Consider the following 25794-nt stretch of genomic DNA (forward strand, 5'->3'; position numbering starts at 1 on the left):
AGCCGGACGCGGGCCGGGACGCGGACCCGGGGTCGCACCGGCGGCCGGCTTGGCGGCCGGACGTGCCTGGGCGGGACCGGGTTTCGCGGAGGATTTCGCGGAGCCGTTGGACGGGGCGGACTTCGCCGCGAACGACTCCCGGAGCCGACGCGCGACGGGTGCCTCCACCGTCGACGACGCCGACTTCACGAACTCGCCCTGCTCCTTGAGCGTTGCGAGTAGTTCTTTGCTCGTGACACCGAGTTCTTTAGCCAACTCGTGCACGCGGGCCTTGCCTGCCACTGCTCTCCTCACTGAGAGGTCGAGCGCGACAGTCTCTTGCTCCCCGTTCAGGGGTCAGGACGCCCGCACGACCTCGGGTTATCTTCGATGGCCGTTCATCGTTGGTACTTCACGGTGTGCTCATGAGTGCTCGTGCCTGTTCTCGACGTAGTGCTCCAGGGCTGAGATATCCAGTTTTCCGGACACTCGTAGCGCTCTGCCGAACGCTCGGCGCCGCTCTGCCATGCTCAGACAAGCCGAAACGGGGTGCAACCAGGCACCCCTCCCGGGAAGTCTGCGCCGCGGATCGGGAACTATCGCGACGACGGCGTCCCTGTCGGGAGCGCTGCCGGGCGATTGCGCCACGACCCGCAACAGATCGGCGGCCAGCTCGCGTTTCCGGCATCCGACACAGGTCCGGACCGGACCGGGAGTCCGGGTTCTCACCCGAGCACCGACCTGGGCGGAAAGTGCGGATACCGAAGACTCGCGCTGAGCCTGTGTCCACTGTACCGCTGCCATGTCCCGATCTCCGCATCCAGCCCCTGGTTGACTTCCGCACTCGCGTTGCCGTCCCGGCGCGGCCTACCCGTGCTGGGCGTGCGGTCGCGGCGATCCGGCCACGTCGGGGGCGGCGTCGGAGCGGATATCGATGCGCCAACCGGTCAATCGCGCGGCCAACCGGGCGTTCTGACCTTCCTTGCCGATCGCCAGCGACAGCTGGAAATCGGGGACCACGACCCGGGCGGCACGGGCCTCCGGATCGACGATCGTGACCGAGACAACCTTCGACGGACTCAGCGCATTCCCGACGAAGGCGGCCGGATCCTCGGCCCAGTCGATGATGTCGATCTTCTCGCCCGCCAGCTCGCTCATCACATTGCGCACGCGCTGCCCCATCGGGCCGATACACGCGCCCTTGGCGTTCACGCCGGGCACGGTGGAGCGCACCGCGATCTTGGAGCGGTGGCCGGCCTCGCGGGCCACGGCGACGATCTCCACCGATCCGTCGGCGATCTCGGGCACCTCGAGCGCGAACAGCCGGCGCACCAGATTCGGATGCGTGCGCGACAGCGTGATCTGCGGGCCGCGCGCGCCGCGGGAGACGCCGTAGACGTAGCACTTGATGCGGTCGCCGTGCTCGTAGGTCTCGCCGGGGACCTGCTCGGCCGGCGGGATCACTCCCTCGGCGCCGTTGGCCTCGCTGCCGATGCGCACCACGACGGTGCCGCGGGCGTTCATCCGGGCGTCGCGCTGGACGACGCCGCCGACGATATCGCCCTCGTGCGTCGAGAACTCACCGAAGGATTTCTCGTTCTCGGCGTCGCGCAGCCGCTGCAGCACCACTTGGCGCGCCGTGGTGGCGGCGATGCGGCCGAAGCCCTCGGGAGTGTCGTCCCATTCGGAGACGACGTTGCCGTCGGCGTCGGTCTCGGTGGCCATCACGCGCACCACGCCGGTCTTCTGATTGATGTCGATGCGTGCGTTGGGCTCGTGGCCCTCGGTGTGCCGATAAGCGGTCAGCAGAGCCGACTCGATCGCGGAGAGCACTGTCTCCATCGAGATTCCCTTATCGGCGACGATCGCACGCAGGGCTTCGATTTCGATGTTCATTCCACGATCCCTTCGGTCGGCGCAACTACTGAGTGTTCTTCCCGGACGGCGGGTGCGGCCGGATCGACGGCCTGATCGGCGGCGCCCGGTTCCGGGCGGCCCGTGGCCACGCCCCCGGCGAGTTCCATCTCCGCCGCACCGGGCGGTGAGAACTCCACCTGGACGACCGCGGACTCGATATCGGCCAGCGGCACGCTCACCCGGTGGGGCGCGCGTTTACCGCCGAGCACCAGGGCCACCTCGGTATCGGTGCTCGCGCCGACCCGGGCGTCGAAGCTGGAGGGACCGTCGGGGGTCTGCGCACCCGGCCGCATCCGCACTCGTACCTTGCGACCGCGAGCCCGTCGCCAATGACGCGGGGCCGTCAGCGGGCGCTCGACACCCGGGGTGGTGACTTCCAGCAGATAGGGGGTTTCGCCCAGATCGGCGGCCTCGTCGAGCGCTTCGGAGATCTCGGAACTCACTTCCGCGATCGTGTCCAGATCGACGGTCTCGTCGCCGTCGACGGTCACCGTCACCCGCGCCTGCGGCCCGCCCGCGGCCGTGATGTGCACGCCCTCGAGGTCGAGCCCTCGGCGTTCGACGAGCCCAGCAACGAGCTGGCTCACCCTTTCCTCGGTCGGCATCGGCATATGGGGCGGCTCCTGGTTCAGTTGTGACGCGGTATTGGTCCTGGTCCGGCATGGTCGGCGCGCATGTCCCGCGGATTGTTCCGCCGGAGGTCTAGCGTAACGCGCTGCAAGAGTGTAAAGGACCAGCCAACCCGGTCGAGTCGGCCCGGGTCGGGTTCTGCTGCGCGCCGTCGGGCCGGAGATTGCCCGAGGCTGACCGAACGACCGGCCGACGGGCCACGTCCCTTCCGGACGGGAGCATTCCTTCGCGGGGCCGGTGGGGCGGGGCCGGGCCGCGCACCGATGGCGGCACCCGGGCTCAGCTGCGCGGACGGAAAGCGGCGCCGGGGCGAACGGACGCGAGCGAGGCATGCCGGCGGGCTGGGCGCGGGGGCCGATGATGATCACTGGCACGATGTAGGCGTGCCCAGCCGTCTCGATGTGATTCCGGTGCCGCCGGATCGGACCGTCCCCCCGCGCCTCGACCGCCGCTCGCTGTTGCGCTCGGCCGGCGGCGGCGTGGTCGCGCTCGTCGCCGTGAGCGCGGTCGCGGCCTGTTCGGACGACAAGCCGTCCGCACCGGATGTGCTTGTGTCGCAGGAGGAATCGGCGCGTACCGACGCCGTGTGGGCGAAGGCGGCGATCGCCGCCGCGCCGGAACACACCGCCGCGCTGACCGTCGTCGCCGCACAGCGCGCCCAGCACGCCGATGCGCTGCGCACCGAGATCGACCGCGCGGTAGGGGTGTACGGCGACGGCACGAAACCGAAATCCGCGACGCCACCCGTCACCGAACCGCCCGCTCCCACCCCGCCGCCGACCGTCGCCGCGCTGCGGGCCCGGCTCACCGACTCCCAGCACTCAGCGGCCGAATTGGCCGCGGCCCAGACCGGATACCGCGCCGGCCTGCTCGCCTCGATCAGCGCCTGCTGCGGCGCCCACGTGGCGGTGGTGCTGGCGTGAGCGGTCAGGCGCGGAGGCGGCAGCGCAGCGTCACCACGCAGCGCCCCGCACACGCCAGAAAGGACACCGCGTGAGTACCGATCAGCAGGCGCTGCTGGACGCGCTGAACGCCGAATACACCGCGGTCTACGCCTACGGCCTCATCGCGGCCTACGCGTCCCCGGAGCGGGCGAAGATCGTCGCCGAATTCACCGCGACCCACCGTGCCCGCCGCGATGCCACCGCCGATGCGCTGAAGGCGGCCGGCGCGAGCGTCCCGGCCCCCGCCGCGGCCTACACCCCGCCCTTCCCGGTCGACGATCCCATCCCCGCGGCCAAACTCGCCGTCACCGTGGAAACCGACACCGCGGTCGCCTGGCGTGCGGTCGTGGAACACTCCACGACCCCGGATCGCCGCCGCACCGGCACCGAGGCCCTCACCGAATGCGCCATCCGCCTGGCCACCTGGCAGTCGATCCTCGGCGTGAATCCCGCGACCACACCGTTCCCGGGCCGGCCCTGAGCCTCGGGCGGCCCCTCGACGACTGTCCCGCCGCACACATCGCGCCCGGTATCCGCGCATCACTCGTGGAGCCGAAACACCGGTAGCGTGCTCCGGTGTGCGGCCGGTGCCGCGCGGATACGTCGAAGGAGAACGGGTATGGCAGTGGGAATGCGACGGATCGGTGCGGCGGCGGCCGCGGGGGCACTCGGCTCGCTGCTCGCCGTGAGCGTAGCGGGCGCCGACGTCACGGGCGTGCGTGTCGACGCCGGGGCGAGTGGGCTGCGCACCGGATGTTCCGCCACGCTGACCGCGACGGTCGACACCCCGGTGCCGGACCGCACGGTGACGTTCATCAACAGTGGCGGGTCGGTCCCCGGTAACGGCGAACCTATCGCCGGCACTCCGGTCTATCACCCCGAGAACGGCACGGTCACCATGGCGTGGACGCCGAAATACACCGGGCGGCAGAACATCACGGCGCAGCAGTTCAAGCCCGGAAGTTACACGTCGAGCAGCTATATCACCGTCGACGTCGTGGGCAGCGGCCTGAACACCGGCAGCTCCTGCCTTCCGCTGCCGTAGCGCGCGTCGCCGGCACCGGGACCGCGCGGGTGCACCCGGTCCGGACGACCGGGTGCCCGCGAGCGATCAGCCGCGAATCTTCGCGAGCACGGTGTCGACGGCCGCGGCCGCCGCAATGTCCTCGGATTCCCCGGTGAAACGGTTCCGCAGTTCCACCTTGCCGTCGGCCCAGCCCCGCCCGATGACGAGAACCCAAGGCATGCCGAGCAATTCGGCATCCTTGAACTTGACGCCGGGCGAGGCGGTCCGGTCGTCGAACAGCACCTCGAGGCCCTGGGCGTCCAGACCGGCGACGACCTCCTCGGCGCCGGCGCGGGCCGCCTCGTCCTTGTTGGCGATGACGACGTGCACATCGAAGGGGGCGACCTCGGCGGGCCAGCGCAGGCCCTTCTCGTCGTGCATCTGCTCGGCGATCACCGCGACCATCCGGGAGACGCCGACCCCGTAGGAACCCTGGACGAGCCGGACCGGTTTGCCGTTCTCACCGAGCACGTCCACCTCGAACGCATCGGTGTACTTGTAGCCGAGCTGGAAGATGTGGGCGATCTCGATACCGCGCGCCGAGTGCAGCACCCCGCGGCCGTCGGGTGAGGGGTCGCCGTCGCGGACCTCGGCGGCCTCGATCGTGCCGTCGGGGGTGAAATCGCGGCCCGCGACGAGTCCGACGACATGCTTGCCGGAGGCGTCGGCGCCGGTGATCCACGACGTGCCGGTCACCACGCGCGGGTCGACCAGATAGCGAACGCCGTTGTCCAGCAGCGCCTTCGGACCGATGTACCCCTTCACCAGGAACGGGTTGGCGGCGAAGTCCTCGTCAGTGAGCAACTCCACCTCGGCGGGCTCGAGGCTCGCGCCGAGCCGCTTGGCGTCGACCTCGCGATCACCGGGCACGCCGATGCCGACGATCTCGGACTTGCCGTCGGGGTGGCGCAACTTCACCATGACGTTCTTCAACGTGTCGGCGGCGGTCACCGGGCGGCCGAACTGTTCGGCGATCCCGGCGTCGTTGGCCCAGTCGACGAGCGACGCGATGGTCGGCGTGCCCGGGGTGTCGTGCACGACGGCGGTCGGCTGCCCCTCGATCGGGATCTCCGGCGGCGCGGGGGTCACCACGGCCTCCACATTGGCCGCGTACCCCGACTCGCGGCAGGTCACATAGGTGTCCTCGCCGATCGGGCTGCTGGCCAGGAATTCCTCGGAGGCGCTGCCGCCCATCGCGCCGGAGGTGGCGGCGACGATCACGTATTCGACCCCGAGCCGGGCGAAGATGCGCTGATATGCCTGGCGGTGGGCGGCATAGCTGGCCTTCAGGCCGTCCTCGTCGAGATCGAAGGAATAGGAGTCCTTCATGACGAATTCGCGCCCGCGCAGAATTCCGGCACGCGGCCGTTCCTCGTCGCGGTACTTGGTCTGAATCTGGTACAGCGTGACCGGCAGATCCTTGTAGGAGTTGTATTCACCCTTGACCGTCAGGGCGAACAATTCCTCGTGGGTGGGTCCGAGCAGCATGTCGGTGCCCTTGCGGTCCTGCAGGCGGAAAAGGCTGTCGCCGTATTCGGTCCAGCGATTGGTGGTTTCGTACGGCTCGCGCGGCAGCAGCGCGGGCAGCGAAATCTCCTGGCCGCCGATCGCGTCCATCTCCTGACGCACCACGTCCTCGACCTTGCGCAGCACCTTCAAACCCAGCGGCAACCACGAATAGACGCCCGGCGCGATCCGGCGCACATATCCGGCACGGACCAGAAGTTTGTGGCTGGGCACCTCGGCGTCGGCGGGATCGTCGCGCAGGGTGCGCAGGAACAGGTGCGAGAGACGGGTGATCACGGATGCACAGACTAGCCGCTGCTGCGTGGATGCCTGCAGGGCATTACCGTATCGGCTCGTGCTGGTGATTCTGCCTCCTTCCGAAACCAAGTCCGACGGCGGAACTCTCGGTCCGCTCGATCTGGATTCCCTGTGGTTACCGCAGCTCACCGCCGTGCGGGACAAGCTGATCACCGAGCTGATCGAATTGGCCGCGGACCCGGAGGCGGCGCGGGTGGCATTGGGGCTGGGGAAGGCGACCGGCGCGGGCGCGGAGGGTTTGCAGACCGCGCTCGCCCGCAACGCGTCACTGCGGACCGCCGCGACCGCACCCGCGCTGCGGCGCTACACCGGTGTGCTCTACGACGCACTCGACGCCGGTTCGCTGACCAAGACACAGCGCGCTCGCGCCGAGGAGCGGCTGGCGATAGGTTCGGCGCTGTTCGGGGTCGTCCGCGCGGGAGACGCGATTCCGGGATATCGGCTCTCCGGCGGTTCGAAACTGCCGGGCCTGCCGACGCTGGCTTCGCTGTGGAAACCGGTGCTGGCCCCGGCATTGCGGGAAGCGACGGCCGGTCAGCTGGTCGTCGACCTGCGTTCGGGGACCTATCAGCAATTGGGGCGGTTGCCCGGCGCGGTGACCGCGACCGTACTGACCGAACGCCCGGACGGCAGCCGCACGGTGGTGAGCCATTTCAACAAACATCACAAGGGGCTGCTGGCGCGGGCCCTGGTATCGACCCGCGCCGAACCCGGCGATATCCGGGCGCTGGCTCGGATAGCCGAAAAGGCCGGGCTGCGTGTGGAAATCGCGTCGTCGAGCGAACTGCTGGTCCTCACGTGAGTGAATTCTCGGTGACCGCCGACGTAATTCGAGCCGAATGCGACCTGCCCAACCACGGGAACAATCGCCGAAAAATGCGTCTCCACCAGCATATTTCAAGGCGTCCGGGCCCGAACATGGCCGCACGGAACGGGTATTCCGGCTCGCTATCGTAACTTCGGCGCGGCCGGCCGACCGCTGCCGTTGGGATGCGATTGGGCGAGGAGTTCGGCGTGGGTGACGCCACCGACCGTGAAGAAAAGGCACTGCGTCAGTTGACCGATCGACTGGTCGGCCATTACGGCAGCAGCCATTCCCCGGAATTGGTACAGGAATTGGTCGGCCAGGTGCGCCGGCGCTTCGACGGCCACGCCGTGCGCGATTTCGTGCCGATTCTGGTGGAACGCATCGTGCGCCGCGAATTGCAGCACACCCCACCGCCACCCAAGGCCGAGGACCCCTCGCACGAGCTCGAATACGCTGCCGCGCCGGTTGTTCCGGAACGGGTCGCGGCGCCCTCGATCGAGGAGGACACCGCCGAAAGCACTGCACCTCAACGTAATTCGATTATCGACTCTGCCGCCGAGGCCCCCGTCGAGACCACGGCGGACGAGCGGCAACACCTCGAATCGCCGGCGGTTTCCGCGGCATCCACCGTCGCGGTCTCGTCCGGCCACTCCCCCGCCGAACCGACGAAACCGGAGACCGTGGCGGAGATTTCGCCCACCAGTGACGCTCCGCCGGAACCGGACCGCGAGACCGCGCCGAGCCCGGCCTCCGCGACTACGTCCACACCGAGCCTCGTGACCGCGCTGCGACAGCCGCGGATCCTGGCCGTAGCGGCCGCGGTGGTCGTCGTGGTCGTGGCACTGGTGGTGGCCTTCGGCTTCCGCGGCGGCGACGGCGCCGCCCCGGCCCCGGCTCCCGCGCTGACCGTCGCGCACGGCGTGGTCGGGTCGGAGAAGATGGGCTTCTTCACCGACCAGCGCGTAGTGGATGCCCTGGCGCGTAAGGGGATTCGACTGGAGGTCGATCCGGCCGGATCTCGGCAGATCGCGACGTCGGTGAAGCTGGACGGTGACGACTTCGCCTTCCCGTCGAGCAGCCTCGCCGCCGAACGGATTCAGCGCGAGCGCGGGATCACCGCGAAATACACGCCGTTCTCCTCGCCGATGGTGGTCGCGAGTTTCCGGCCGATCGTGGATCTGCTCACCCGCGCGGGAATCGTCCGGCAGGGGCCGGTGCCGGCGTTCGATATGCGGCGGTATCTCGATCTCACGCAGCAGGGCACGCAGTGGGATCAGCTGGAGGGCAACACCGCGTATCCGGTGCGCAAGAACGTGTTGATCTCGACCACCGACCCGCGGACCTCCAATTCGGCGGCGATGTATCTGGCGGTGGCCGCCTACGTCGCCAACGACGATGCGATCGTGCAGGGCCCGGCCGCCGAGAATTTCGTCCTCTCGAAGGTGTCGCGACTGTTCACCAGACAGGGGTACACCGAGAACTCCAGCGCGGGACCGTTCGGCGAATATCTCGCCGCCGGAATGGGTCCCACGCCCATGGTGTGGGGATACGAATCTCAGTTCGTGGAGGCCGCCGTCGCCGGCAAGCTGCCCGCCGACGCGGTGATGCTGTACCCGTCCCCGACGGTGCTGTCCCGGCACACGCTGGTCCCGCTGACCGCCACCGGCGATCGGGTCGGGCAGTTGCTGAGCACCGATCCCGAATTGCAGCGTCTGGCCGCCGAACACGGCTTCCGCACCGCCGATCCTTCCCAGTTCACCGCGGTGACCGCCGAACACCACATTCCGGTCGCCCCGGATGTGGTCGACATCGTCGACCCGCCGACCTACGACACCCTGGAACACCTTCTCGACGGGGTCGCGCGTTCCTACAACTGATCGAGCACAGGTCGACGGTTCCCCGGCTCCCCGCCCCGCCGTGGTAGTAATGGCCCGTGGCTACCGACGGCGTGGATCCGGACCTGGTCGAACTGGCGACCAAGGTCTTCGAGCTGGCCCGCACGGGCGAGGCCGCGACGCTCGCGGCGTATATCGACGCGGGCGTTCCGGTGAATCTGACCAACGACAACGGCGACACGCTGCTGATGCTGGCCGCCTACCACGGGCATCGGGCGGCCGTGACCGCACTGCTCGAGCGCGGCGCCGATCCCGATAGAGCGAACGATCGCGGCCAGACGCCGGCCGCGGGAGCGGTATTCAAGGGTGAGGACGACATTCTGAAGGCCCTGCTGGCGGCCGGGGCCGACCCGGACGCCGGCACCCCGTCGGCTCGGGAATCGGCGACCGTCTTCGGCAGAACGGAGCTGCTGGAACTGTTCGATCGCCGCTGAGCCGCTCGATCGGCCGCAGGCGTTACACCTGCTGCGCTTCCTCCTGCGCGTGCTGGGCCTCGGCGAGTTGCTGGGGGGTGTAGCGCAGCGTGAGCACCAGCAGTCCGATGATCACGGCACCGATCGCGCAGATGAGCAGGACGAACGTGTAACCGCTGGACAGCGCCGCGACCTCGGTGGGCGTCAGATTCGACGTCCGGTCGGTCCGGCCGCCGAGCGAGAGCGTGCGCGAGGCCGCCAGCGGGGTCAGCAGGCCGACCGCGAAGGGGGTGCCGAGGGTGAGAATCATCTGGCCGATCGCCGACAGCGGACCGACCTCGTTCACCGGCACGCCCACCAGCAGGCACAGCGGCCCGACCACGATCACGAAACCGATCGCCATACCGACCACCGCCAGCAGCACCAGCAGGGTCGGCAGATATTCGACGGAGCGGTCCAGCGTGGAGCCGAAGAACAGCGCCCCCGCCAGGACGGCCGCGGCACCCGCGAGCAGCCAGCGCGGCCGGATCATCAGCGCGGCCTTGGACGCCACGCCGGTACCGATGCCGGCGCCGATCGTGAACGGAATCGAGGCCAGACCGGCGACGAGGGGGCTGTAGCCGACGACGTTCTGCAGGAACTGCGCGACGAAGTAGGTCATCGCACCGAGGACACCGGAGCCCAGCAGCAGCGCGATGAACGTGATCGAGCGGTCGCGATCGCGGAAGAGTGTGAGCGGCAGCAGCGGATTGACGGCGGACCGTTCGGCCAGCACGAACGCCACCAGCAGCAGCAAACCGGCGATCAGCGCGCCGATGACATACGGGCTGGTCCAGCCGAGATCGGGGCCCTCGGTCGCACCGAACACCACTCCCACACAGCCGAGGGTGCCGAGGAAGGCGCCGCGCACGTCCAGGGGCAGCCGGTGGTGGGTCGAATCGTGCAGCTGGAAGGCCGCGCCGAGGATGATCAGGAGCCCGATCGGGACATTGATCAGGAAGATCAGCCGCCAGTTCCATTCGGCCAGAGCGCCGCCGACGACGAGTCCGCCGACCGAGCCCACACCCATCATCGAACCGAAGATGGCGATCGCCTGGTTGCGCGGCGGCCCGGGTGCGAAGGTGCTGACCACCAGCGCCATCGCCACGGGTGCGGCGATGGCCGCGCCGGTGCCCTGCAGGGCCCGCGCGAAGATCAACATGGCCTCGTTCTGCGCCAGCCCACACAGCAGTGAGGCCAGCGTGAAGAACGAAACACCAAGCAGCAGCATCTTTTTGCGCCCGAACGAGTCGCCGAGACGGCCACCCAGCAGCATCAGCCCGCCGTAGGTGAGACCGTAGGCGGTCACCGTCCACGCACTGCCCGAACTGGTCAGGCCCAGGTGACGTTGCAGGGCGGGCAGCGCCAGGATCACGACCGTGCCGTCCAGTACGACCATCAACTGCAGGCCGGACAGGACCAGGATCGGCAACCCGAAGGCCCGCTTCGTCACCGGATATTGCATCGTCGCAGCGGGGTTATCGAGCACAGTGACTCACTGTAACGGATATCGGCACCGGCCAGCCGAATGCGTACTCGCGCTGTCCACGCGACACTCGACACGGCTGTACCCCTGTCCCGGGCACGCACCGCGGACCTAACCGGCCTGCTCGTCGGCATCCGGCGCGCCCGCGGTGAAACCGGCGGTCGGGCCGATGACGATGATCGCCGGGGGCCGGATGCCCTCGGCGCGCACACGTTCGGCGACCGTGGACAGATCCGCGCGCACGATCCGCTGGGTGCGCAGGCTGCCTTCCTGAACGACGGTGACTGGCGTGGCGGCGGCGCGGCCACCGTCGACGAGCGCGGCGGCGAACTTCTCGATGCGTTCCACCCCCATGAGCAGCACCAGGGTGCCGCGCAGCCGGGCCAGTGCGGGCCAGTCCACCAGCGAATCCGGGTGATCGGGCGGGATGTGCCCGCTCACCACCACGAATTCGTGGGTGACGCCGCGGTGGGTCACCGGAATACCGGCCAGGGCGGGCACCGAGATCGCGGAGGTGACGCCCGGAACCACGGTCACCGGTACGCCGGCGTCCACGCACGCCTCGAGTTCCTCGTAGCCGCGGCCGAAGACGTACGGATCGCCGCCCTTGAGCCGGACCACGAATTTGCCGGCCTTGGCACCCTCGACGAGGGCGGTGTTGATCGCCTCCTGCGCCATCGCGCGGCCGTACGGGATCTTCGCCGCGTCGACGACCTCCACATGCGGTCCGAGTTCGGCGAGCAGCTCCGGCGGCGCCAGCCGGTCGGCGACGACCAGATCGGCGCGGGCGAGCAGCCGGCGGCCCCGCACGGTGATCAGATCGGGGTCGCCCGGCCCGCCGCCGACCAGCGCGACACCGGGTGTCACGGGTTCGGAGTCGTCGGCGATCACACCCGATTGCAGCGCCTCCAGCAGTGCGGTGCGCACCGCGGCCGATCGGCGGTGCCGCCCACTGGCCAGCACCGCGAGCGTCAGCCCGTCGTAGCGGGCGCTGGCGGGCGTGACGGCGGTGCCGAGGCGGGCGTTGTCGGCGCGCACGCAGAAGATGCGGCGGCGGGTGGCCTCCTCGACGACGGCGGCATTGGTCTCGGGCTCGTCGGTGCAGGCGATCGCGTACCAGGCGCCGTCGAGATCACCGTCGGCGTAGGCCCGCTGGGAGATGCGCAGTTGACCGGAGGCGGCCATCCCCTCCACCGCGGGGGTGACCGTCCGGCTGATCACCTCGATATCGGCCCCGCTGGCGATGAGCAGTCCGAGTCGGCGCTGGGCTACCGAGCCGCCACCCACGACGACGACGCGGCGGCCGGCCAGATCGAGCCCGACGACGTAGTTCGGGTCACCGGATTGCTGGTCGTCTGTCGTATTCGGCACAAGGTTTCAGCCTACGGCGTGGCCGGGCGAACTCCGCAATCACCCGTCGCGACGCCGCAGGCTGGGATTATCAGGGCTTCCAGGTGATCCGGCCGCCCTGGAAATCCTGGGCCTTGCCGCCGTTGTAGTCGTATTCGTCGCTGGTCGGCAGGCCGTAGCGGCCGCCGTCGGCGTTGCTGCCTTCCCACATGCCGAGAATCGATCCCCACACCGGGTGCGCGCCGGTGTTCGCCGACCACACGATGACGCCGCCGGGGAATCGGGTGAAGCGGCCCTTGCCGTCCTTGCCGGCCTTGGCCTCGTCGGTGAGCGGGAAGCCCAGCGGGCTGTTCTCCCAGCCCATCGAGCCCCACTTGTCGCGGATCAGGCCGCAGATCGCATGGGCGTCGGTGCCCACGGACCAGTAGATCGAGCAGCCGCGGTCGAAGACCTGGAATTTGCCGCCGTTCGCGTCGGACTCCGGTCCGGTCGGGTTGCCGAGGACCGCGGTACCGCCGGCGCGGTCGTATTCCTTCTCGATCGCCCCGCCGACATCGAACGCGCCGACCGGTCGGGCAGCCGCGATTCCGGCGCCCGTGCCGGTGAGCGCGGCCAGTGCGGCGGCGGCCGCGGCTGCCGTGCGCAGCCCGGTCCGGCGCGTGCTGCGTCTACTCTGTCTGCGACCTGACGAAGCCAAGTGAAACTCCCTTTACCTGCGAAGTTGGTGCGACGGAAGCTGCCGCCCCCGTCATCCTGCAGGGGTTACACCGGCTCTGCAACGCTCGCCGTATCACAGTCGAGACTCATCTCACAGAATTACACGAGGTGAATTCGGTCGCATCGGAAGTCGGCTCAGAGGCGGCCGTTGACCCGTTCCGGGGTCACCCGCACGATCACTCGCTCGGCGTCGGCGACGGAGGCGGGATTGAATTCCACGTACGGCAGGCCGGTGTATTTCGCCGACAGCCGGTCGGGCAGGGCCTTGTCGGGGTCGGGCGTGACGGTGGCGGTACCGCGGATCTCCGCGTAGACGTACGGATTGTCCGGCGGGTTGATCATGATCGTCACCCGCGGGTCGCGCACCACGTTCTTGTACTGCTGACGCGAGACGGTGGTGGAGTACAGCAGGTCCTCGCCCTCGCGCAGGAGCCAGGTGACGGTCAGATGCGGCTGCCCGTCGCGGCCGATCGTCGCCAGCGTGGCGAAAACCTTTGTGTCGTCGAGGATCTTCTTCAGGTCGTCGGAGAGTTCAGCACCCATGCCACGACACAACCGGGTGCCGCGCACGCTCATTCCCGCTCGCCGCCGGTACGTCACGGTGCGCTCGGCGCGTTCTATGCTGCGAACATGCGCCGAGCGGTGTTGCAGGTTCTGACCGTGCTGGTGACGGTGGCGGTCGCCGCCGCGGTGGCCGCCACCGCGTATGCCCAGGACCCCTATCGCGCGAGCGGCCCGACCGAGGCCCGCTACTCGGAGCCGGGGCCGTGGCAGGTCACCGAGCACTACGGATTCGGCTGCTGCGACAGCACCGGCGCCGCCTACGACATCTGGTATCCGACCGATGTGGCCGCGCGCGGTCCTCGCCATCCGATCATCACCTGGGGCGACGGCACGAACGCGCAACCCCGGCAGTACGCCCATCTGCTGCGGCATCTGGCGTCCTGGGGTTTCGTGGTGATCGCGACCGAGAATCGCAGTACCGGCTCCGGCGTCGACATCGCCGGAGCGGCACGGTATCTCATCGATCGAGCCGCCGATCCGGCGAGTGTCTTCCACGATCGGCTCGACACCTCGGCGATCGGCGCCGTCGGACATTCCCAGGGCGCCACCGGGGCGCTCAACGCGATGATCGAATCCGGCGGGCTGATTCGCACCGCCGTGCCGATCGAATTGCCCGCCCAGTCGTTCTGCTCGAACCGGTTGAGCTGCACCGACACTCGTCGCCTGGCGGGCGGTTCGGTGTTCTTCGTCAACGGCTCCGACGACGCGCTGATCTCCCCCTCGCAGAAGCTGTGGGCGCTTCCGGGACTGCAGTCCAACCAGGATTACTACGAGGCCACGCCGGCATCGGTGACGAAGGCGTGGGGCACACTGGTCGGCCCCAACCACAACGACGTCCAAGGTCAGCCCGACTGCGCCCGGGCCTCGTCGCCGTGCACCGACGGCGTGTACGGCTACCTCGGCTATCCGACCGCGTGGCTGGCGGCCCGGCTGTGGAGATGTGCCGCGGCGGCGGCCGCCTTCGCCCCCGGCACCGGGGAGTTCTATGCTCCGAATCCACACTGGGGCAACCAGATCGGTGCGACGGCCGGCTGACCTCACCCCTCGGGTGCGTCCTGGATCCAGTGGAAGCCGCGGCTGCGTTGCGGGAAGGCGTCCGGATCCTGGCGCCGGAAGGTCACCGTCACCGGATGCCCGTCCAGGTCGCCGGTGAACCGCAGCCGGTCCGGTCCCTGCTGTTCGTAGGCGAAGCCGCCGGCGGTCACGGATTGCCCCTCGGCACCGGGCACGGCGTGCAGGTCCAGGCGATGGGCGCCGGTATCGACCCGCACCTGTACGGGCACGAACGTCCCGTCCATCCGCTGATACTGCATGACCCCGTCGACGTCGAATACCGCGCGCTGCCAGCGGTCCCGGTCCGTGAGCAGCGGCGCGACCGGCTGCCCGTCGCGGCTGAATTCGTCGACCTGCCAGATCCCGTACAGCGGCGGTTTCGTCCGGCCCGGGCCCTCGTCCCACAACTGCAGGCTCACGTGGGTCAGAGCCACCGCCACCCAGACCCCGATTCCGATCTGCACCAGCGCCGCGAACCGGCGGGCCCGGCGGGTGCGGAACGGGTACGGCGCCGTCGAGCGTCCGACCGGGCGATCGAGCACCAGCACGTCCAGCAGCCGTCGCGCCTGCGGAGCGAGCAGCACCATCGACATCAGCATCAGGTGGCCGGACAGGATCTTGACCGGCACGTCGAAGGTCATGTTCAGGATGAAGACCTGCGCCATGCTCACCAGCGTCAGCATCGCGCCCACCGTCGCCGTGCGCGGAATGAACAGCAGGATCCCGGCCAGCAGTTCCGCGGCGCCGAGCAGGATCTCGTAGGCCGGGCTCATCCCGACCTGATTCCACAGCACCCCCATCGGCGTCAGGTTGCCGTAGGGCTCCAACAGCGTCGACAGCATCGGTTCGGGCATCTGGGTGGGGATGACCTTGGCGAAACCGTAGTTGAGCATCTGACCGGCCACACACAGCCGGAGCAACAGCAGAAACCACCCGGCCGGCCGCCGGTAATCGGCGCGACGGCGGTCGAACAGGGTCCAGATCAGCGTGCCGACGACGGCGACGACCAGGATGCAGAACACCAGCACCCACAGAATCGTCTGGTCGCCGCTGCCGTTGGGACTGAGCACCGGATGCACGCCGAAGACCGTGCGCCCGACCCACTCCAGCACCGGGCGCAGCAACCGCGGTTGCCACAGCACCGCGTCGGCGTCGAGCCAGCGGCCGAACCAGCCGGTGAAGGCGAACACGATCTGCGGATAGATCAGACAGAACAACCCGAAATACAGGAACGTGAACCGGAAGGCCACGCGGGTCAGGGGGTTCCAGCCCACCGCCGTCTCGGATTCGGGTTCCAGCCGCGGCGTTTCGGCCTGCGCCACCATGACACTCACTACCCACTCCTCTCCCCGACGGATCCGGCGCACGGCTGCGTCGCCGAACGCCGAGGCGAACGGGGTGCGCGGATCGGTGCACGACGTTACGAGGGCCCGCGGCGAAAGTCCTCAGGGCCGGACCCCGATTCCGCGCTACTCCGCGCGGCGTACGTGGCAGCACGAATCTCGCGGGCAAACCGGATCCCGGTGAGCGGAACGGCGGAAAATTCGCCGCCGATTCCGTGCCACCGCGCACTAGAACGCGTTACATTTCATCCACACGCCACCCGCGCCGGGCCGGATACCGCCGTGCCCGAGCGTAATGAGTTGGCGCACAGACGTTTTCATCCCGTCAGGAGGTCCGATATGTCGGGCGAATCCGATACCGACCCCGGGCAGCGGCGGCAACTGACCACCAGCGCTCGCGATCTCGACGAACTCGCCGAGCGACTCACCCAGTGGCTGGCCGGCAAGCTCACCGGCACCACCGCGCCGGTGATCACGGGGCTGTCGCGGCCACAGGCAGGTGGTATGTCCAGTTCCTCGGTGATGTTCGAGGCGAGCTGGGAGCGCGACGGCCGCACGGAGGGCGGCTCGTATGTGGCACGCATGCCGCCCGAGGAGGGCTCGTTCCCGGTCTTCGAGAACTACGACCTCGACACCCAGTACGCGGTGATGGCCGGCGTCGGCGCGCACAGCGATGTGCCGGTGCCGCGGCTGTGCTGGTTCGAGCCGGACGAATCCGTCCTCGGCACACCGTTTTTCGTGATGGAACGGATCCACGGCCGGATCCCGGAGGACAATCCGCCGTACGTCTTCGTCGGCTGGGTATTCGACGCCACGCCACAGCAGCGCATGCGGATCACCCGCGCCACGGTCGACATCATCGCGAGAGTCCACGCCATCGCCGACCCGGCGGCGAAATTCCCCGCCCTGGCCGGCGAAGGATCGTCACTGCGCCGCCACTTCGACGCCCAGCGCCACTGGTACCGGTGGGCGCTCGCCGACGACGGCTACCGAATCCCGTTGCTGGAGCGCGGTTTCGACTGGCTCGAACAGCACTGGCCCGCCGATCCGGGACCCGACGTACTGAACTGGGGCGACGCCCGGCCCGGCAACATCATCTTCGACGAATTCGACCCGGTCGCGGTGCTGGACTGGGAGATGGCCACCCTCGGCCCGCGCGAACTCGACGTGGCCTGGCTGATCTTCATCCACCGCTTCTTCCAGGACATCGCCACCCGTTTCGATCAGCCCGGCCTGCCGGACTATCTGCGCCGCGACGACGTGGTCGCGCGCTACGAAGAGCTCACCGGCCATCGGCCGCGCGATCTGGAGTGGTATCTCGTCTACGCCGCGCTGCGCCACGGCATCGTGATGGCGCGCATCAAGCGGCGGATGATCCACTTCGGTGAGGACACCGACACCGACGACCGCGACGACTACGTGATGCACCGGGCGGCCCTCGAGGCCCTGCTCGACGGCACCTACCAGTGGGATTGAGGAGATTGATGGCAGGCATCGACGGACATCCGGCCCACCAGGCGCCGGTTCCGCTGGACGAATATCCGGTGCACCAGACGCCGCTGTCGCTGGCGCGCGCGGCCACCACCGACCGAAACTTCTACGACCGCAGCTACTTCAACGCGCACGACCGCAGCGGCGGAACGATGCTGGTCACCGGCTTCGGCGTCTATCCGAATCTCGGCGTGATCGACGCCTACGCCGCGGTCCGCCGCGGCGATATCCAGCGCACGGTCCGATTCTCGGACGCGCTGCCACCACGCGATCTGAATATGAGCGTCGGCGGCTATCGCATCGAGGTGATCGAACCGCTGCGGCGCGTCCGGGTGATCTGCGAGCACGACGATCTGTCGTTCGACCTCACCTGGGACGGGTCGTTTCCCGCCGTCCAGGAGCAGCCGCATCTCATCCACACCGGCAGCCGGCCGATCATCGACGCGTCCCGGTTCGCCCAGGTCGGCTCCTGGTCGGGGACCCTGCACGTCGACGGTGACGACATCGCCGTCGATCCGGACATCTGGATGGGGACCCGAGACCGGTCCTGGGGTATCCGGCCGGTCGGCGAGACCGAACCACCCGGCCGCGACGCGAGCGAACCGGCGGCGGGATTCTGGTGGCTCTACGTGCCGCTGCGGTTCGACGACTTCGCGATCGTGGTCATCGTGCAGGAGAATCCGGACGGCTTCCGCACCCTCAACGACGCCGTGCGGGTGTGGCCGGACGGGCGCGTCGAACAGCTCGGCTGGCCGCGCATTCACCTCGACTATCGTTCCGGCACGCGGATTCCCGTCTCCGCGCGGCTGGAGATGACCGCCGGTGACGGCTCCCCGCTGACCGTCGAGGTGCGTGCGCACACCTGCATTCCGCTGCATATCGGCTGTGGTTACGGCGGCGATCCGGATTGGCTGCACGGGCAGTGGAAGGGGCGCGACTGGTCGTCGAGCAGCAGCTACGACCTGACGGATCCGGCGGTGGCCGGGCGAATTCCGTGGGGCGTGATCGACCACGTCGGACAGGCGCGGTGCGGCGACGCCGAGGGCTGGGGGTTGTTCGAACACGGCAGCCTCGGTCGTCACGACCCGACCGGCTTCGCCGATTGGACCTCGGTCGCACCGTAACCCGAGCCCGCTCCGCGAGCAGCATTGCCGGGGCCGCTCCGCGAGCAGCATTGCCGGGGCCGCTCCGCGAGCCGTGCCCGATGTGAGCTGGATCTCGGGTAGCCTGCGACGGATCGACGCCGGGCCGCCGGCCCGGGACGGCACAGCGAGAGGCAGGCACGATGAGCGGTTTCCGTGTTTCGCGTGGTACCTCCCAGGTTCTCCCCCGCCCGGCGCTGTCGTCCGGGCGGGCGTGGCGCGGCCGCACCCGGGCCGGGTTCGTCCTTGCGGCCGGGACGCTGGCGGGCGCAATCCTCCCGATCGTCGGGGCGGCTCCGGCCGAAGCGACGGTGGCCCCCACGATCGCGGTCTCGATGTCCGGTTCGGCACTGAGCCCGGTCAGCGGGGCGCTGGTCGGCTGCGCACAGAACGCGGTGGCGACGGTGCGCAACCCGGACGGCAGCCCCGTCACCCACGGCACGGTCGACTTCTTCAGTCACCTCTCGGGGATCAGCGGCAATATCGTCGGCACCGCGCCCGTGGTCAACGGGGTCGCCAGCATCGGATGGATGCCCGACCGGGCGGGCGAACACGTCGTCAGCGCGGTGTACTACGACGGACTCCCGGAACTCTCACCGGTCGCCGGATACACCATCGTGACGACCGCGAGCCTCGGCGGTGCCTGCGTATAAGACGGTGCGGGGAAACAACTTTCATATCCGACCGGCCGAATCCGCACCACCGCGGATCCGGCCGGGTTTCGTTCGGGCCGCCTATCCGCCGGGTTCGTCACGGCGGCCGGACCACGATTCGATCAGAGACGGGCGCTCGTGGCACCGCCTGCGAAACAGAGCCGGCGAGTATGGCGGGCGTCCCGCGTCATTCCTCCTCCGCGACGGCGACCGTGATGGTGCCGAACGCCCTCTTCGGCACGATCAACCGCCCGCGCCGACCCCAGCGCGCCCAGGCGAGCAGCGCGGCCGCTTCGGCGACACTCGGCGTGCCGACCGCGACGGCCGCACGGTCGCCCGGATGAGGAACGTCGACGTGAGCCAGTTCGTCCGCACCGAACCCGGTCACCGGCACCTCGAACGCGGCCGCAGCCGCCACCACTCCCGGCTCCTGTGCCCGCCGATCGATCGTCGCCAAACACCGGATCGCGCCCTCCCCCACCACTTTCCGCACAGCCGCCACGATGGCTTCCGCCGCGGGATCCGGCCGCGCCCCCAGTCCCACGATCACCGCCCCGCTCATCGAGGTCTCCTCGTCCGGCTACGGTAAAGGTATCTGTCGATCGGGCCCGAAGACGAAACATTCATCACCGTCACACGCTGGAGCATGCCGCGGCGAATCGTCTGCCTACCTCGACGAAACGCACTGCGGCCATGGGGTTTCCGGCAGGGTGGGTGTGCAGGTAGGACGCATGCACCTGACGTGCCACCGCACCTTCCCGGACCGCGGCATCGTCGTTGCGCCATCCCCAGGCGGGTAGGTGCGATCCCGTGGTGACCAAGCGGGTGCGGTGGAATTCGTGGCCGCGCACACGTTCTCCCGTGCGCCACAGCACCGAGTTGGCCAGCGCCACCGCATCCCGGTAGCCGAGGGTCAGGCGCGGTCCGAATTCGGCGGTGGCATCGAGGACTCCAGCCATGCGGTGCCCGTCCAGCGAGCGGGTCAGATAGAGCAGGCCCGCGCATTCGGCGTGAATCGGCATGCCTCGGGCTGCGGCCTCGGCGACCGCGATCAGCAGTGGCGTATTCGCGGCCAGATCGGCCGCATGCTCCTCCGGGAAGCCACCGGGCAGGATCAAACCGGCTGTCCCCGGGGGCAATTGCTCGTGCAACGGATCGAAGACCGCCACCCGCGCTCCGGCCGCCATCAGCAGTTCCCGATGTTCGGCGTAACCGAAGGTGAACGCCGGACCGCCCGCCATCGCGATGATCGGCGCCGACTCTCGCACCCCACTACCCGAGGCGGAAGTGGTTGCAAGCGTCTCCGGCCCGCCGTTCTGCTGCTGCCCCACCGTCTCCGCCGGGATCCGCGACCTGCCGATCGTAGGCGCCGTGCTGTCGAGAGGCAGCGCTCCGGGACCCCGCCACCGCAAATGCGGGGCCGCTGCCGCGACCTCACCGATCGGATCCCACGCGGGCCCGTCCACGTCGGCGGCCGCCAGTCGCGCGACCGCACCCACATCGACGTGCGCGCCGACGAGTTCGGTCATGGCCTCGACCGCCGCATGCGCCGCGGAACCGTGCTCGACCGCCGGAACGAGGCCGAGATGCCGTGCCGGAACCGATAATTCGTCCATCCGAGGTAGCGCGCCGAGCACCGGAAGGCCGACCCGGGCGCAGGCGGCGCGCAGCACCTGTTCGTGGCGCGGGCTGCCGACGCGGTTGAGGATCACGCCGCCGAGCCGGATCCCGCTGTCGAAGGTCGCGAAGCCGTGCAGCAGGGCGGCCAGGCTCTGACTGTGGCCGCGCGCGTCGACGACCAGCAGCACCGGAGCGCCGAGCAGCGCGGCGACCTGGGCGGTCGACCCCTCGGCGATCGGGGCGGGATTCGAGGCGTCGATCCGGCCGTCGAACAGGCCCATCACGCCCTCGACCACGGCCACATCGCAGCCCGCGCTGCCGTGCCGGTACAGCGGCACCACCCGCTCGGCACCGACCAGCACCGGATCCAGATTGCGTCCCGGCCGCCCGGCGGCCAGACCGTGATACCCGGGATCGATGTAGTCGGGTCCCACCTTGAACGGCGCGACCCGGTGTCCGGCGCGGCGCAGGGCTCCGATCAAACCGGTTGCCAGCGTGGTCTTTCCGCTGCCCGAGGCGGGCGCGGCGATCACCACGGCCGGAGTGCTCATCGGCCGCCCGCCGTCACCACTCGATACCTCGCTGACCCTTGCGCCCGGCGTCCATCGGATGTTTCACCTTGCTCATCTCGGTGACCAGATCCGCCGCGTCGACCAGTGCCTGCGGGGCGTCGCGGCCGGTGATCACCACATGCTGGTTGCCGGGCCGGTTCCGCAGCGTCTCGACCACCTCGTCGACGTCCACCCAGCCCCATTTCAGCGGGTAGGTGAACTCGTCGAGGACGTAGAAGCGGTGCTGTTCGGCGGTCAGCCGGCGCGCGATCTCCCGCCATCCGGCCAGGGCGGCGGCGGCGTGATCGTCCTCGCTGCCCTGTTTGCGGGTCCACGACCAGCCCTCGCCCATCTTGTGCCATTCCACCGGGCCGCCGGTTCCGGTCTCCTCGTGCAGCCGGCCCAGGGTGCGGAAGGCGGCTTCCTCGCCGACCTTCCATTTCGCGCTCTTCACGAACTGGAAGACCGCGATATCGAATCCCTGATTCCAGGCCCGCAACGCCATCCCGAACGCGGCGGTCGACTTGCCCTTGCCGGGACCGGTGTGCACCGCCAGCACCGGCTGATTACGCCGCTGGCGAGTGGTCAGTCCGTCGTCGGGAATCGTCTCCGGAACGCCCTTCGGCATCGCTGCATCCTCCTGGTCGAGCACCTACGCATCACATTCCCACATCCGCGCCCTCGGCTTGCCGCGCGGGTCCGGCCGTCGCATGGTCCGACCGGTCGCGGACGGCGTGGCGTGATCGCTCACGCCGCCAGGTGATGCGGCAGCCCGGACTTGACCGCGGCGGCGACCGAATCGCCGGTGAGCTCGCCGAGGCGCAGGTAGGTGGCGCGCAGTTCCCGGGCGAATTCGGCGGCCAGACCCAGCCGGACCATGCCGCGCTCGCAGTCCACGACCACACCGGCCACACCGTCGCGGGCGAGCAGGCGGGCGGCGGCGCGGGCACGCGGAATCGGATCGACACCGCCGGTGGCGCGGCCGTCGGTGAGCAGTACGACCATCGCGCGGCGCTGCGGATCGCGGACGTGTTCGCGCGCCACCACCTCGCGCGCCTTGAGCAATCCTTGTGCCAGTGGGGTTTTGCCGCCGGTGCGCAGATCGGCGAGGCGGCGGACCGCGATATCCACCGAGGAGGTCGGCGGCAGCACCAGTTCGGCCTCGCTGCCGCGCACGGTGATCACGGCGACCTTGTCGCGGCGCTGATAGGCATCGCGCAGCAGGGCCACCACCGCCCCGGTGACCGCCGACAGACGATCGCGGGCGGCCATCGACCCGGAGGCGTCGACCACGAACACCACCAGATTGCCTTCGCGCCCTTCGCGATACGCGCCCCGCAGATCGGTCGCCTCCAATGCCAGCGGGCCGTCGACGCGGCCGCGGGCATGCTGATGGGGCGCTGCGGCGAACAGGGTGCCCAGCAGATGCAGGCCGGTGGAGGTATCGGTGACCGACCGCACCACCCGGCCGTGCCGGGTGTGGGCGCGGGATCGGCGCCCGGGAGCACCCTCCCCGACCCCCGGGATCTCCCAGTGGGGCGGGCGGGCAACGGAATTCGCCGGGGTCGCCGCACTGCCCTCGCGGGCGCCGCCGCGCGGGCCGCCGCCCGGTGAGCCGGGACCGTCGTCGTCGGGGCCCTCGTCGCCGGGACCGCCGTCGGAGCCGTTGTTCTCGGCAGCTCCGGCGTCCGTATCCGGCTCGCGCTGGTCGTGATCGAACTCGCGCTGCGGATCGGACTCCGATTCCGCGGCGTCGCTTCGTGTTTCGTCTTCCGCGGCTCGACTCTGCTCGGCGCGGGCCCGTTCGGCCTCCTGTTCGGCATCGCGCATGGCATCGTCGAGTTGTTCGTCGGTGATGCCCGGTTCGTCGAACGGGTCGCGCCGACGGCGGTGCGGCAGTGCCAGTTCCGCGGCGATACGCACGTCGTCGGCAGTGACGCGGTCACTTCCGCGCCACGCCGCGTGCGCGGTCGCGGTCCGCGCCACCACCAGATCCGCGCGCATGCCGTCGACGTCGAAGGATGCGCACAGCGCCGCGATCCGGCGCAGTTCGATATCGTCGAGCGCCACCTCGGCGAGGCGTTCGCGTGCGGCCAGAATGCGCTCGGCGACGTCGCGATCGGCGGCGGCGTAGGCGGTCGCGAAGCCGGCCGGATCGGCCTCGTAGTCGAGGCGGCGGCGCACCACGGCCATCCGCACGTCCACATCGCGGGAGGCCGCGACGTCGACGGTGAGGCCGAAGCGGTCCAGCAGCTGCGGGCGGAGTTCACCCTCCTCCGGGTTCATGGTGCCGACCAGGACGAATCGAGCCGGATGCGAATGCGACACGCCGTCGCGTTCGATGTGCACCCGCCCCATGGCCGCCGCGTCGAGCAGAACGTCGACCAGATGGTCGTGCAGCAGATTCACTTCGTCGACGTACAGCACACCGTGATGGGCGGCCGCCAGCAGCCCCGGCCGGAACGCCTGTTCCCCGTCGCGCAGCACCCGCTCCAGATCCAGCGATCCCACGACCCGGTCCTCGGTGGCACCGACCGGCAATTCCACCAGCCGGGCGGGCCGCTGCCCACTCTCGTCGGCCACCGGCGGCAACAACTGCGCAAGCGCCCGCACCACGGTCGATTTCGCGGTGCCCTTCTCCCCGCGCACCAGTACCCCGCCGATCCCCGGATGCACCGCACACAGAATCAGCGCCAGCTGCAGCTGCTCCTGCCCCACCACCGCCGAGAACGGAAACCCCGCCTCACCGTCGTGATGCGGGGACACAGCCGATGCGGAATCACCTCGGAAATCGGACACGCCCCCACTGTATGCGCGCCCCGTTCCGCCCCCGCACCGGGCTGCCCTGTCCGCTAGAGCCGCTCCCCCGCAGCGATCCGCCGCACCACCAGTGGCAACACCACATGTTCGGCCTCCAGCACCCGCGCGGCCAGGGTTTCGACGGTGTCGTCCACGCGCACCGGAACCTCGCGATGCGCGATCACCCGGCCGGTGTCGTAGTCGCCGGCCACCAGATGCACCGTGGGCCCGGTGACCGCGACGCCGGACGCCAGCACCGCGTCGTGCACGCGATGGCCGAACATGCCGGCGCCGCCGAATCGCGGCAGGGGCGCCGGGTGGATGTTCAGTATTCGGGAATCGAAGTGCCGGCGCGTTCGTGGTCCGAGTTTCTTCATATAGCCCGCCGTCACCACCCAGTCGGTCGCATGCTCGGCCAGAGCGGCGCGGATCGCCTCGTCCAATGCGTCGGGGTCCGGATGTGTCGCGCCCGAGAGATGCCGGGTCGGAATGCGATTCTCGCGGGCGTAGGCCAGACCCGCGGCGTCGCTGTTGTTGCCGATGACGACCGCGATCTCGAAGCGCGCGCCGGGTTCGACGGAGGACCGGTGGAGGGCGCGAAGATTCGAGCCGTGGTGTGAGACGAGTACGCCGACTCGCAGATTGCGCACACCTCGCAGTCTCCCACAGCTGTACGAGGGATTCGGCGCGCCTCTCACCCGCCGAATACGCTGGGCGGGTGCGGGATGTGGTGCGGGGCTTCGGGTATCTGATGCGGGGGCAGCGGTGGGCCGTGGCGCATCGCCGGGAGCTGGGGCTGGGGTTGCTGCCGGGCGTGGTCTCGATGGTGCTGTATCTGGGGCTGCTGGTGGCGCTGGTGTGGTTCGCGGGGGATCTGGTGGCGTGGGCGACGCCGTTCGCGGCGCACTGGTCGTCGCCGTGGCCCGGACTGTTGCGCGGCGGCCTGGCCGTGCTGCTGGTCCTGCTGGGGCTGTTCCTGGCGGTGATCACGTTCACCGCGGTGACGCTGGTGATCGGCCAGCCGTTCTACGAGGCCCTGTCGGAACGGGTGGACCGGTCGCTGTCGGCCGACGGCCGTGCGCCGGAATCGGGACTGCCGCTGTGGCGGGAGGTGTGGATCGGGGTCCGCGACGGGGTGCGCATTCTGATCCGGGCCGCGGTGTGGGGTGTGGCGCTGTTCTGCGCCGGATTCCTGCCGCTCGTCGGGCAGACCGTCGTCCCGGTGCTCGGGGTCTGCGTGGCCGGGTTCTTCCTGGCGCAGGAACTGACCGCGGTCGCGATGCTGCGCCGCGGAATCGAGTTGCGCGAACATCTGACTACGCTGCGTTCGCATCGAATGCTGGTGTGGGGCTTCGGCATTCCGCTGGCGACCGCGTTCCTCGTGCCGTTCGTGGCGATCGTCCTGATGCCGGGTGCGGTCGCCGGCGCCACGATGCTCGCCCGCGAATTGTGCGGTGCGGACAGCGATCCGGCACCGGATCCGTCGCGGGACTGACAACCCGCACCCCGG

At 69.6% G+C, this 25794-nt stretch carries 26 protein-coding genes; 11 read left to right on the forward strand and 15 right to left on the reverse strand.

Annotation, left to right across the window (positions count from 1 at the left end; genetic code table 11):
* The 4 genes from RJ03_RS16770 to rimP all read right to left on the reverse strand — a co-directional run.
* The coding region (locus tag RJ03_RS16770) for a translation initiation factor IF-2 N-terminal domain-containing protein (RefSeq protein WP_036503479.1) at positions 1-282 on the reverse strand (282 nt) is incomplete at its 3' end.
* Between the two features lie 120 nt (positions 283-402).
* Positions 403-783 carry a YlxR family protein gene (locus RJ03_RS36040; RefSeq protein ID WP_081879203.1) on the reverse strand — a complete coding sequence of 127 codons (381 nt, stop codon included), beginning with the start codon at positions 781-783 and terminating at the stop codon, positions 403-405.
* 63 nt (positions 784-846) lie between these two features.
* Positions 847-1875, reverse strand: a complete 1029-nt coding sequence (gene nusA, locus RJ03_RS16775; protein WP_036503481.1) for a transcription termination factor NusA — start codon at positions 1873-1875, stop codon at positions 847-849.
* Entirely contained in the window at positions 1872-2507 is a 636-nt protein-coding gene (gene rimP / locus RJ03_RS16780; RefSeq protein WP_036503484.1) for a ribosome maturation factor RimP, read from the reverse strand. Before rimP ends, nusA begins: the two co-directional genes overlap by 4 nt.
* 402 nt (positions 2508-2909) lie before the next feature.
* Here rimP and RJ03_RS16785 point away from each other — a divergent pair, with 402 nt between their 5' ends.
* From RJ03_RS16785 to RJ03_RS16795, 3 genes are all read left to right on the forward strand, one after another.
* Positions 2910-3449, forward strand: a complete 540-nt coding sequence (locus RJ03_RS16785) for a hypothetical protein (RefSeq protein WP_084506851.1) — start codon at positions 2910-2912, stop codon at positions 3447-3449.
* A gap of 70 nt (positions 3450-3519) precedes the next feature.
* Complete coding sequence (locus tag RJ03_RS16790; RefSeq protein WP_036503487.1) at positions 3520-3951, forward strand: ferritin-like domain-containing protein; 432 nt, start codon at positions 3520-3522, stop codon at positions 3949-3951.
* A 138-nt stretch (positions 3952-4089) separates the two neighbouring features.
* Positions 4090-4515, forward strand: a complete 426-nt coding sequence (locus RJ03_RS16795; RefSeq protein WP_157163442.1) for a hypothetical protein — start codon at positions 4090-4092, stop codon at positions 4513-4515.
* Between the two features lie 66 nt (positions 4516-4581).
* Here RJ03_RS16795 and RJ03_RS16800 read toward each other — a convergent pair whose 3' ends face one another.
* Positions 4582-6339, reverse strand: a complete 1758-nt coding sequence (locus RJ03_RS16800) for a proline--tRNA ligase (protein ID WP_036503491.1) — start codon at positions 6337-6339, stop codon at positions 4582-4584.
* A 58-nt stretch (positions 6340-6397) separates the two neighbouring features.
* Between RJ03_RS16800 and yaaA the strand changes: the two genes are divergently transcribed.
* The 3 genes from yaaA (at position 6398) to RJ03_RS16815 (ending at position 9497) form a co-directional block, all read left to right on the forward strand.
* Positions 6398-7162: a peroxide stress protein YaaA gene (gene yaaA / locus RJ03_RS16805; RefSeq protein ID WP_036503492.1), complete on the forward strand. Its 765-nt coding sequence runs from the start codon at positions 6398-6400 to the stop codon at positions 7160-7162.
* Positions 7163-7374: 212 nt separating this feature from the next.
* Positions 7375-9045, forward strand: coding sequence for a three-helix bundle dimerization domain-containing protein (locus tag RJ03_RS16810; RefSeq protein ID WP_218000975.1), 1671 nt, complete (start codon positions 7375-7377; stop codon positions 9043-9045).
* Between the two features lie 56 nt (positions 9046-9101).
* Positions 9102-9497: an ankyrin repeat domain-containing protein gene (locus tag RJ03_RS16815; RefSeq protein WP_036503495.1), complete on the forward strand. Its 396-nt coding sequence runs from the start codon at positions 9102-9104 to the stop codon at positions 9495-9497.
* A gap of 22 nt (positions 9498-9519) precedes the next feature.
* Here the strand turns inward: RJ03_RS16815 and RJ03_RS16820 are convergent, their stop codons facing one another.
* The 4 genes from RJ03_RS16820 to RJ03_RS16835 form a co-directional block, all read right to left on the reverse strand.
* Complete coding sequence (locus tag RJ03_RS16820) at positions 9520-10980, reverse strand: MFS transporter (RefSeq protein WP_036503497.1); 1461 nt, start codon at positions 10978-10980, stop codon at positions 9520-9522.
* 132 nt (positions 10981-11112) lie between these two features.
* Positions 11113-12372 (reverse strand): uroporphyrinogen-III C-methyltransferase, encoded by a 1260-nt coding sequence (cobA, locus tag RJ03_RS16825; protein ID WP_036503499.1) that lies wholly within the window; start codon positions 12370-12372, stop codon positions 11113-11115.
* Between the two features lie 70 nt (positions 12373-12442).
* Positions 12443-13048 carry an LGFP repeat-containing protein gene (locus RJ03_RS16830; protein ID WP_306304680.1) on the reverse strand — a complete coding sequence of 202 codons (606 nt, stop codon included), beginning with the start codon at positions 13046-13048 and terminating at the stop codon, positions 12443-12445.
* Between the two features lie 155 nt (positions 13049-13203).
* The gene (locus tag RJ03_RS16835) at positions 13204-13611 is read right to left on the reverse strand and encodes a PPOX class F420-dependent oxidoreductase (protein ID WP_036503502.1); all 408 of its coding nucleotides are present in this window, start codon (positions 13609-13611) and stop codon (positions 13204-13206) included.
* Positions 13612-13698: 87 nt separating this feature from the next.
* On the opposite strand from RJ03_RS16835, the gene RJ03_RS35065 reads away from it, so the two are divergent.
* Positions 13699-14667, forward strand: coding sequence for a poly(ethylene terephthalate) hydrolase family protein (locus RJ03_RS35065; protein WP_051024779.1), 969 nt, complete (start codon positions 13699-13701; stop codon positions 14665-14667).
* 2 nt (positions 14668-14669) lie between these two features.
* Here the strand turns inward: RJ03_RS35065 and RJ03_RS16845 are convergent, their stop codons facing one another.
* Positions 14670-16010, reverse strand: coding sequence for a DoxX family protein (locus tag RJ03_RS16845; protein ID WP_083870881.1), 1341 nt, complete (start codon positions 16008-16010; stop codon positions 14670-14672).
* Between the two features lie 357 nt (positions 16011-16367).
* On the opposite strand from RJ03_RS16845, the gene RJ03_RS16850 reads away from it, so the two are divergent.
* The 3 genes from RJ03_RS16850 to RJ03_RS16860 all read left to right on the forward strand — a co-directional run bounded on the left by RJ03_RS16850 (position 16368) and on the right by RJ03_RS16860 (position 19314).
* The gene (locus RJ03_RS16850) at positions 16368-17504 is read left to right on the forward strand and encodes a phosphotransferase family protein (RefSeq protein ID WP_036503505.1); all 1137 of its coding nucleotides are present in this window, start codon (positions 16368-16370) and stop codon (positions 17502-17504) included.
* Between the two features lie 8 nt (positions 17505-17512).
* A complete protein-coding gene (locus RJ03_RS16855; RefSeq protein WP_051024780.1) occupies positions 17513-18643 on the forward strand; it encodes an Rv3169 family protein in 1131 nt (376 codons plus the stop codon).
* Between the two features lie 161 nt (positions 18644-18804).
* Positions 18805-19314, forward strand: a complete 510-nt coding sequence (locus RJ03_RS16860) for a hypothetical protein (protein WP_157163443.1) — start codon at positions 18805-18807, stop codon at positions 19312-19314.
* A gap of 187 nt (positions 19315-19501) precedes the next feature.
* Here the strand turns inward: RJ03_RS16860 and RJ03_RS16865 are convergent, their stop codons facing one another.
* From RJ03_RS16865 to purN, 5 genes are all read right to left on the reverse strand, one after another.
* On the reverse strand, positions 19502-19876 hold the full coding sequence (locus RJ03_RS16865) for a cobalamin biosynthesis protein (RefSeq protein WP_036503508.1): 375 nt from the start codon (positions 19874-19876) through the stop codon (positions 19502-19504).
* Positions 19877-19946: 70 nt separating this feature from the next.
* Entirely contained in the window at positions 19947-21485 is a 1539-nt protein-coding gene (locus RJ03_RS16870; RefSeq protein ID WP_036503509.1) for a cobyrinic acid a,c-diamide synthase CobB, read from the reverse strand.
* Between the two features lie 13 nt (positions 21486-21498).
* Complete coding sequence (gene cobO, locus RJ03_RS16875; protein ID WP_036503569.1) at positions 21499-22113, reverse strand: cob(I)yrinic acid a,c-diamide adenosyltransferase; 615 nt, start codon at positions 22111-22113, stop codon at positions 21499-21501.
* A 119-nt stretch (positions 22114-22232) separates the two neighbouring features.
* On the reverse strand, positions 22233-24284 hold the full coding sequence (locus RJ03_RS16880) for a magnesium chelatase subunit D family protein (RefSeq protein ID WP_083870884.1): 2052 nt from the start codon (positions 24282-24284) through the stop codon (positions 22233-22235).
* A 53-nt stretch (positions 24285-24337) separates the two neighbouring features.
* Complete coding sequence (gene purN, locus RJ03_RS16885) at positions 24338-24934, reverse strand: phosphoribosylglycinamide formyltransferase (protein WP_036503513.1); 597 nt, start codon at positions 24932-24934, stop codon at positions 24338-24340.
* Positions 24935-25002: 68 nt separating this feature from the next.
* Between purN and RJ03_RS16890 the strand changes: the two genes are divergently transcribed.
* Positions 25003-25779, forward strand: coding sequence for an EI24 domain-containing protein (locus tag RJ03_RS16890; protein ID WP_036503515.1), 777 nt, complete (start codon positions 25003-25005; stop codon positions 25777-25779).
* Positions 25780-25794: the final 15 nt, after the last annotated feature.

The organism is Nocardia aobensis NBRC 100429 (genome assembly GCF_000308375.1).
Classification (GTDB): Bacteria; Actinomycetota; Actinomycetes; order Mycobacteriales; family Mycobacteriaceae; genus Nocardia; species Nocardia aobensis.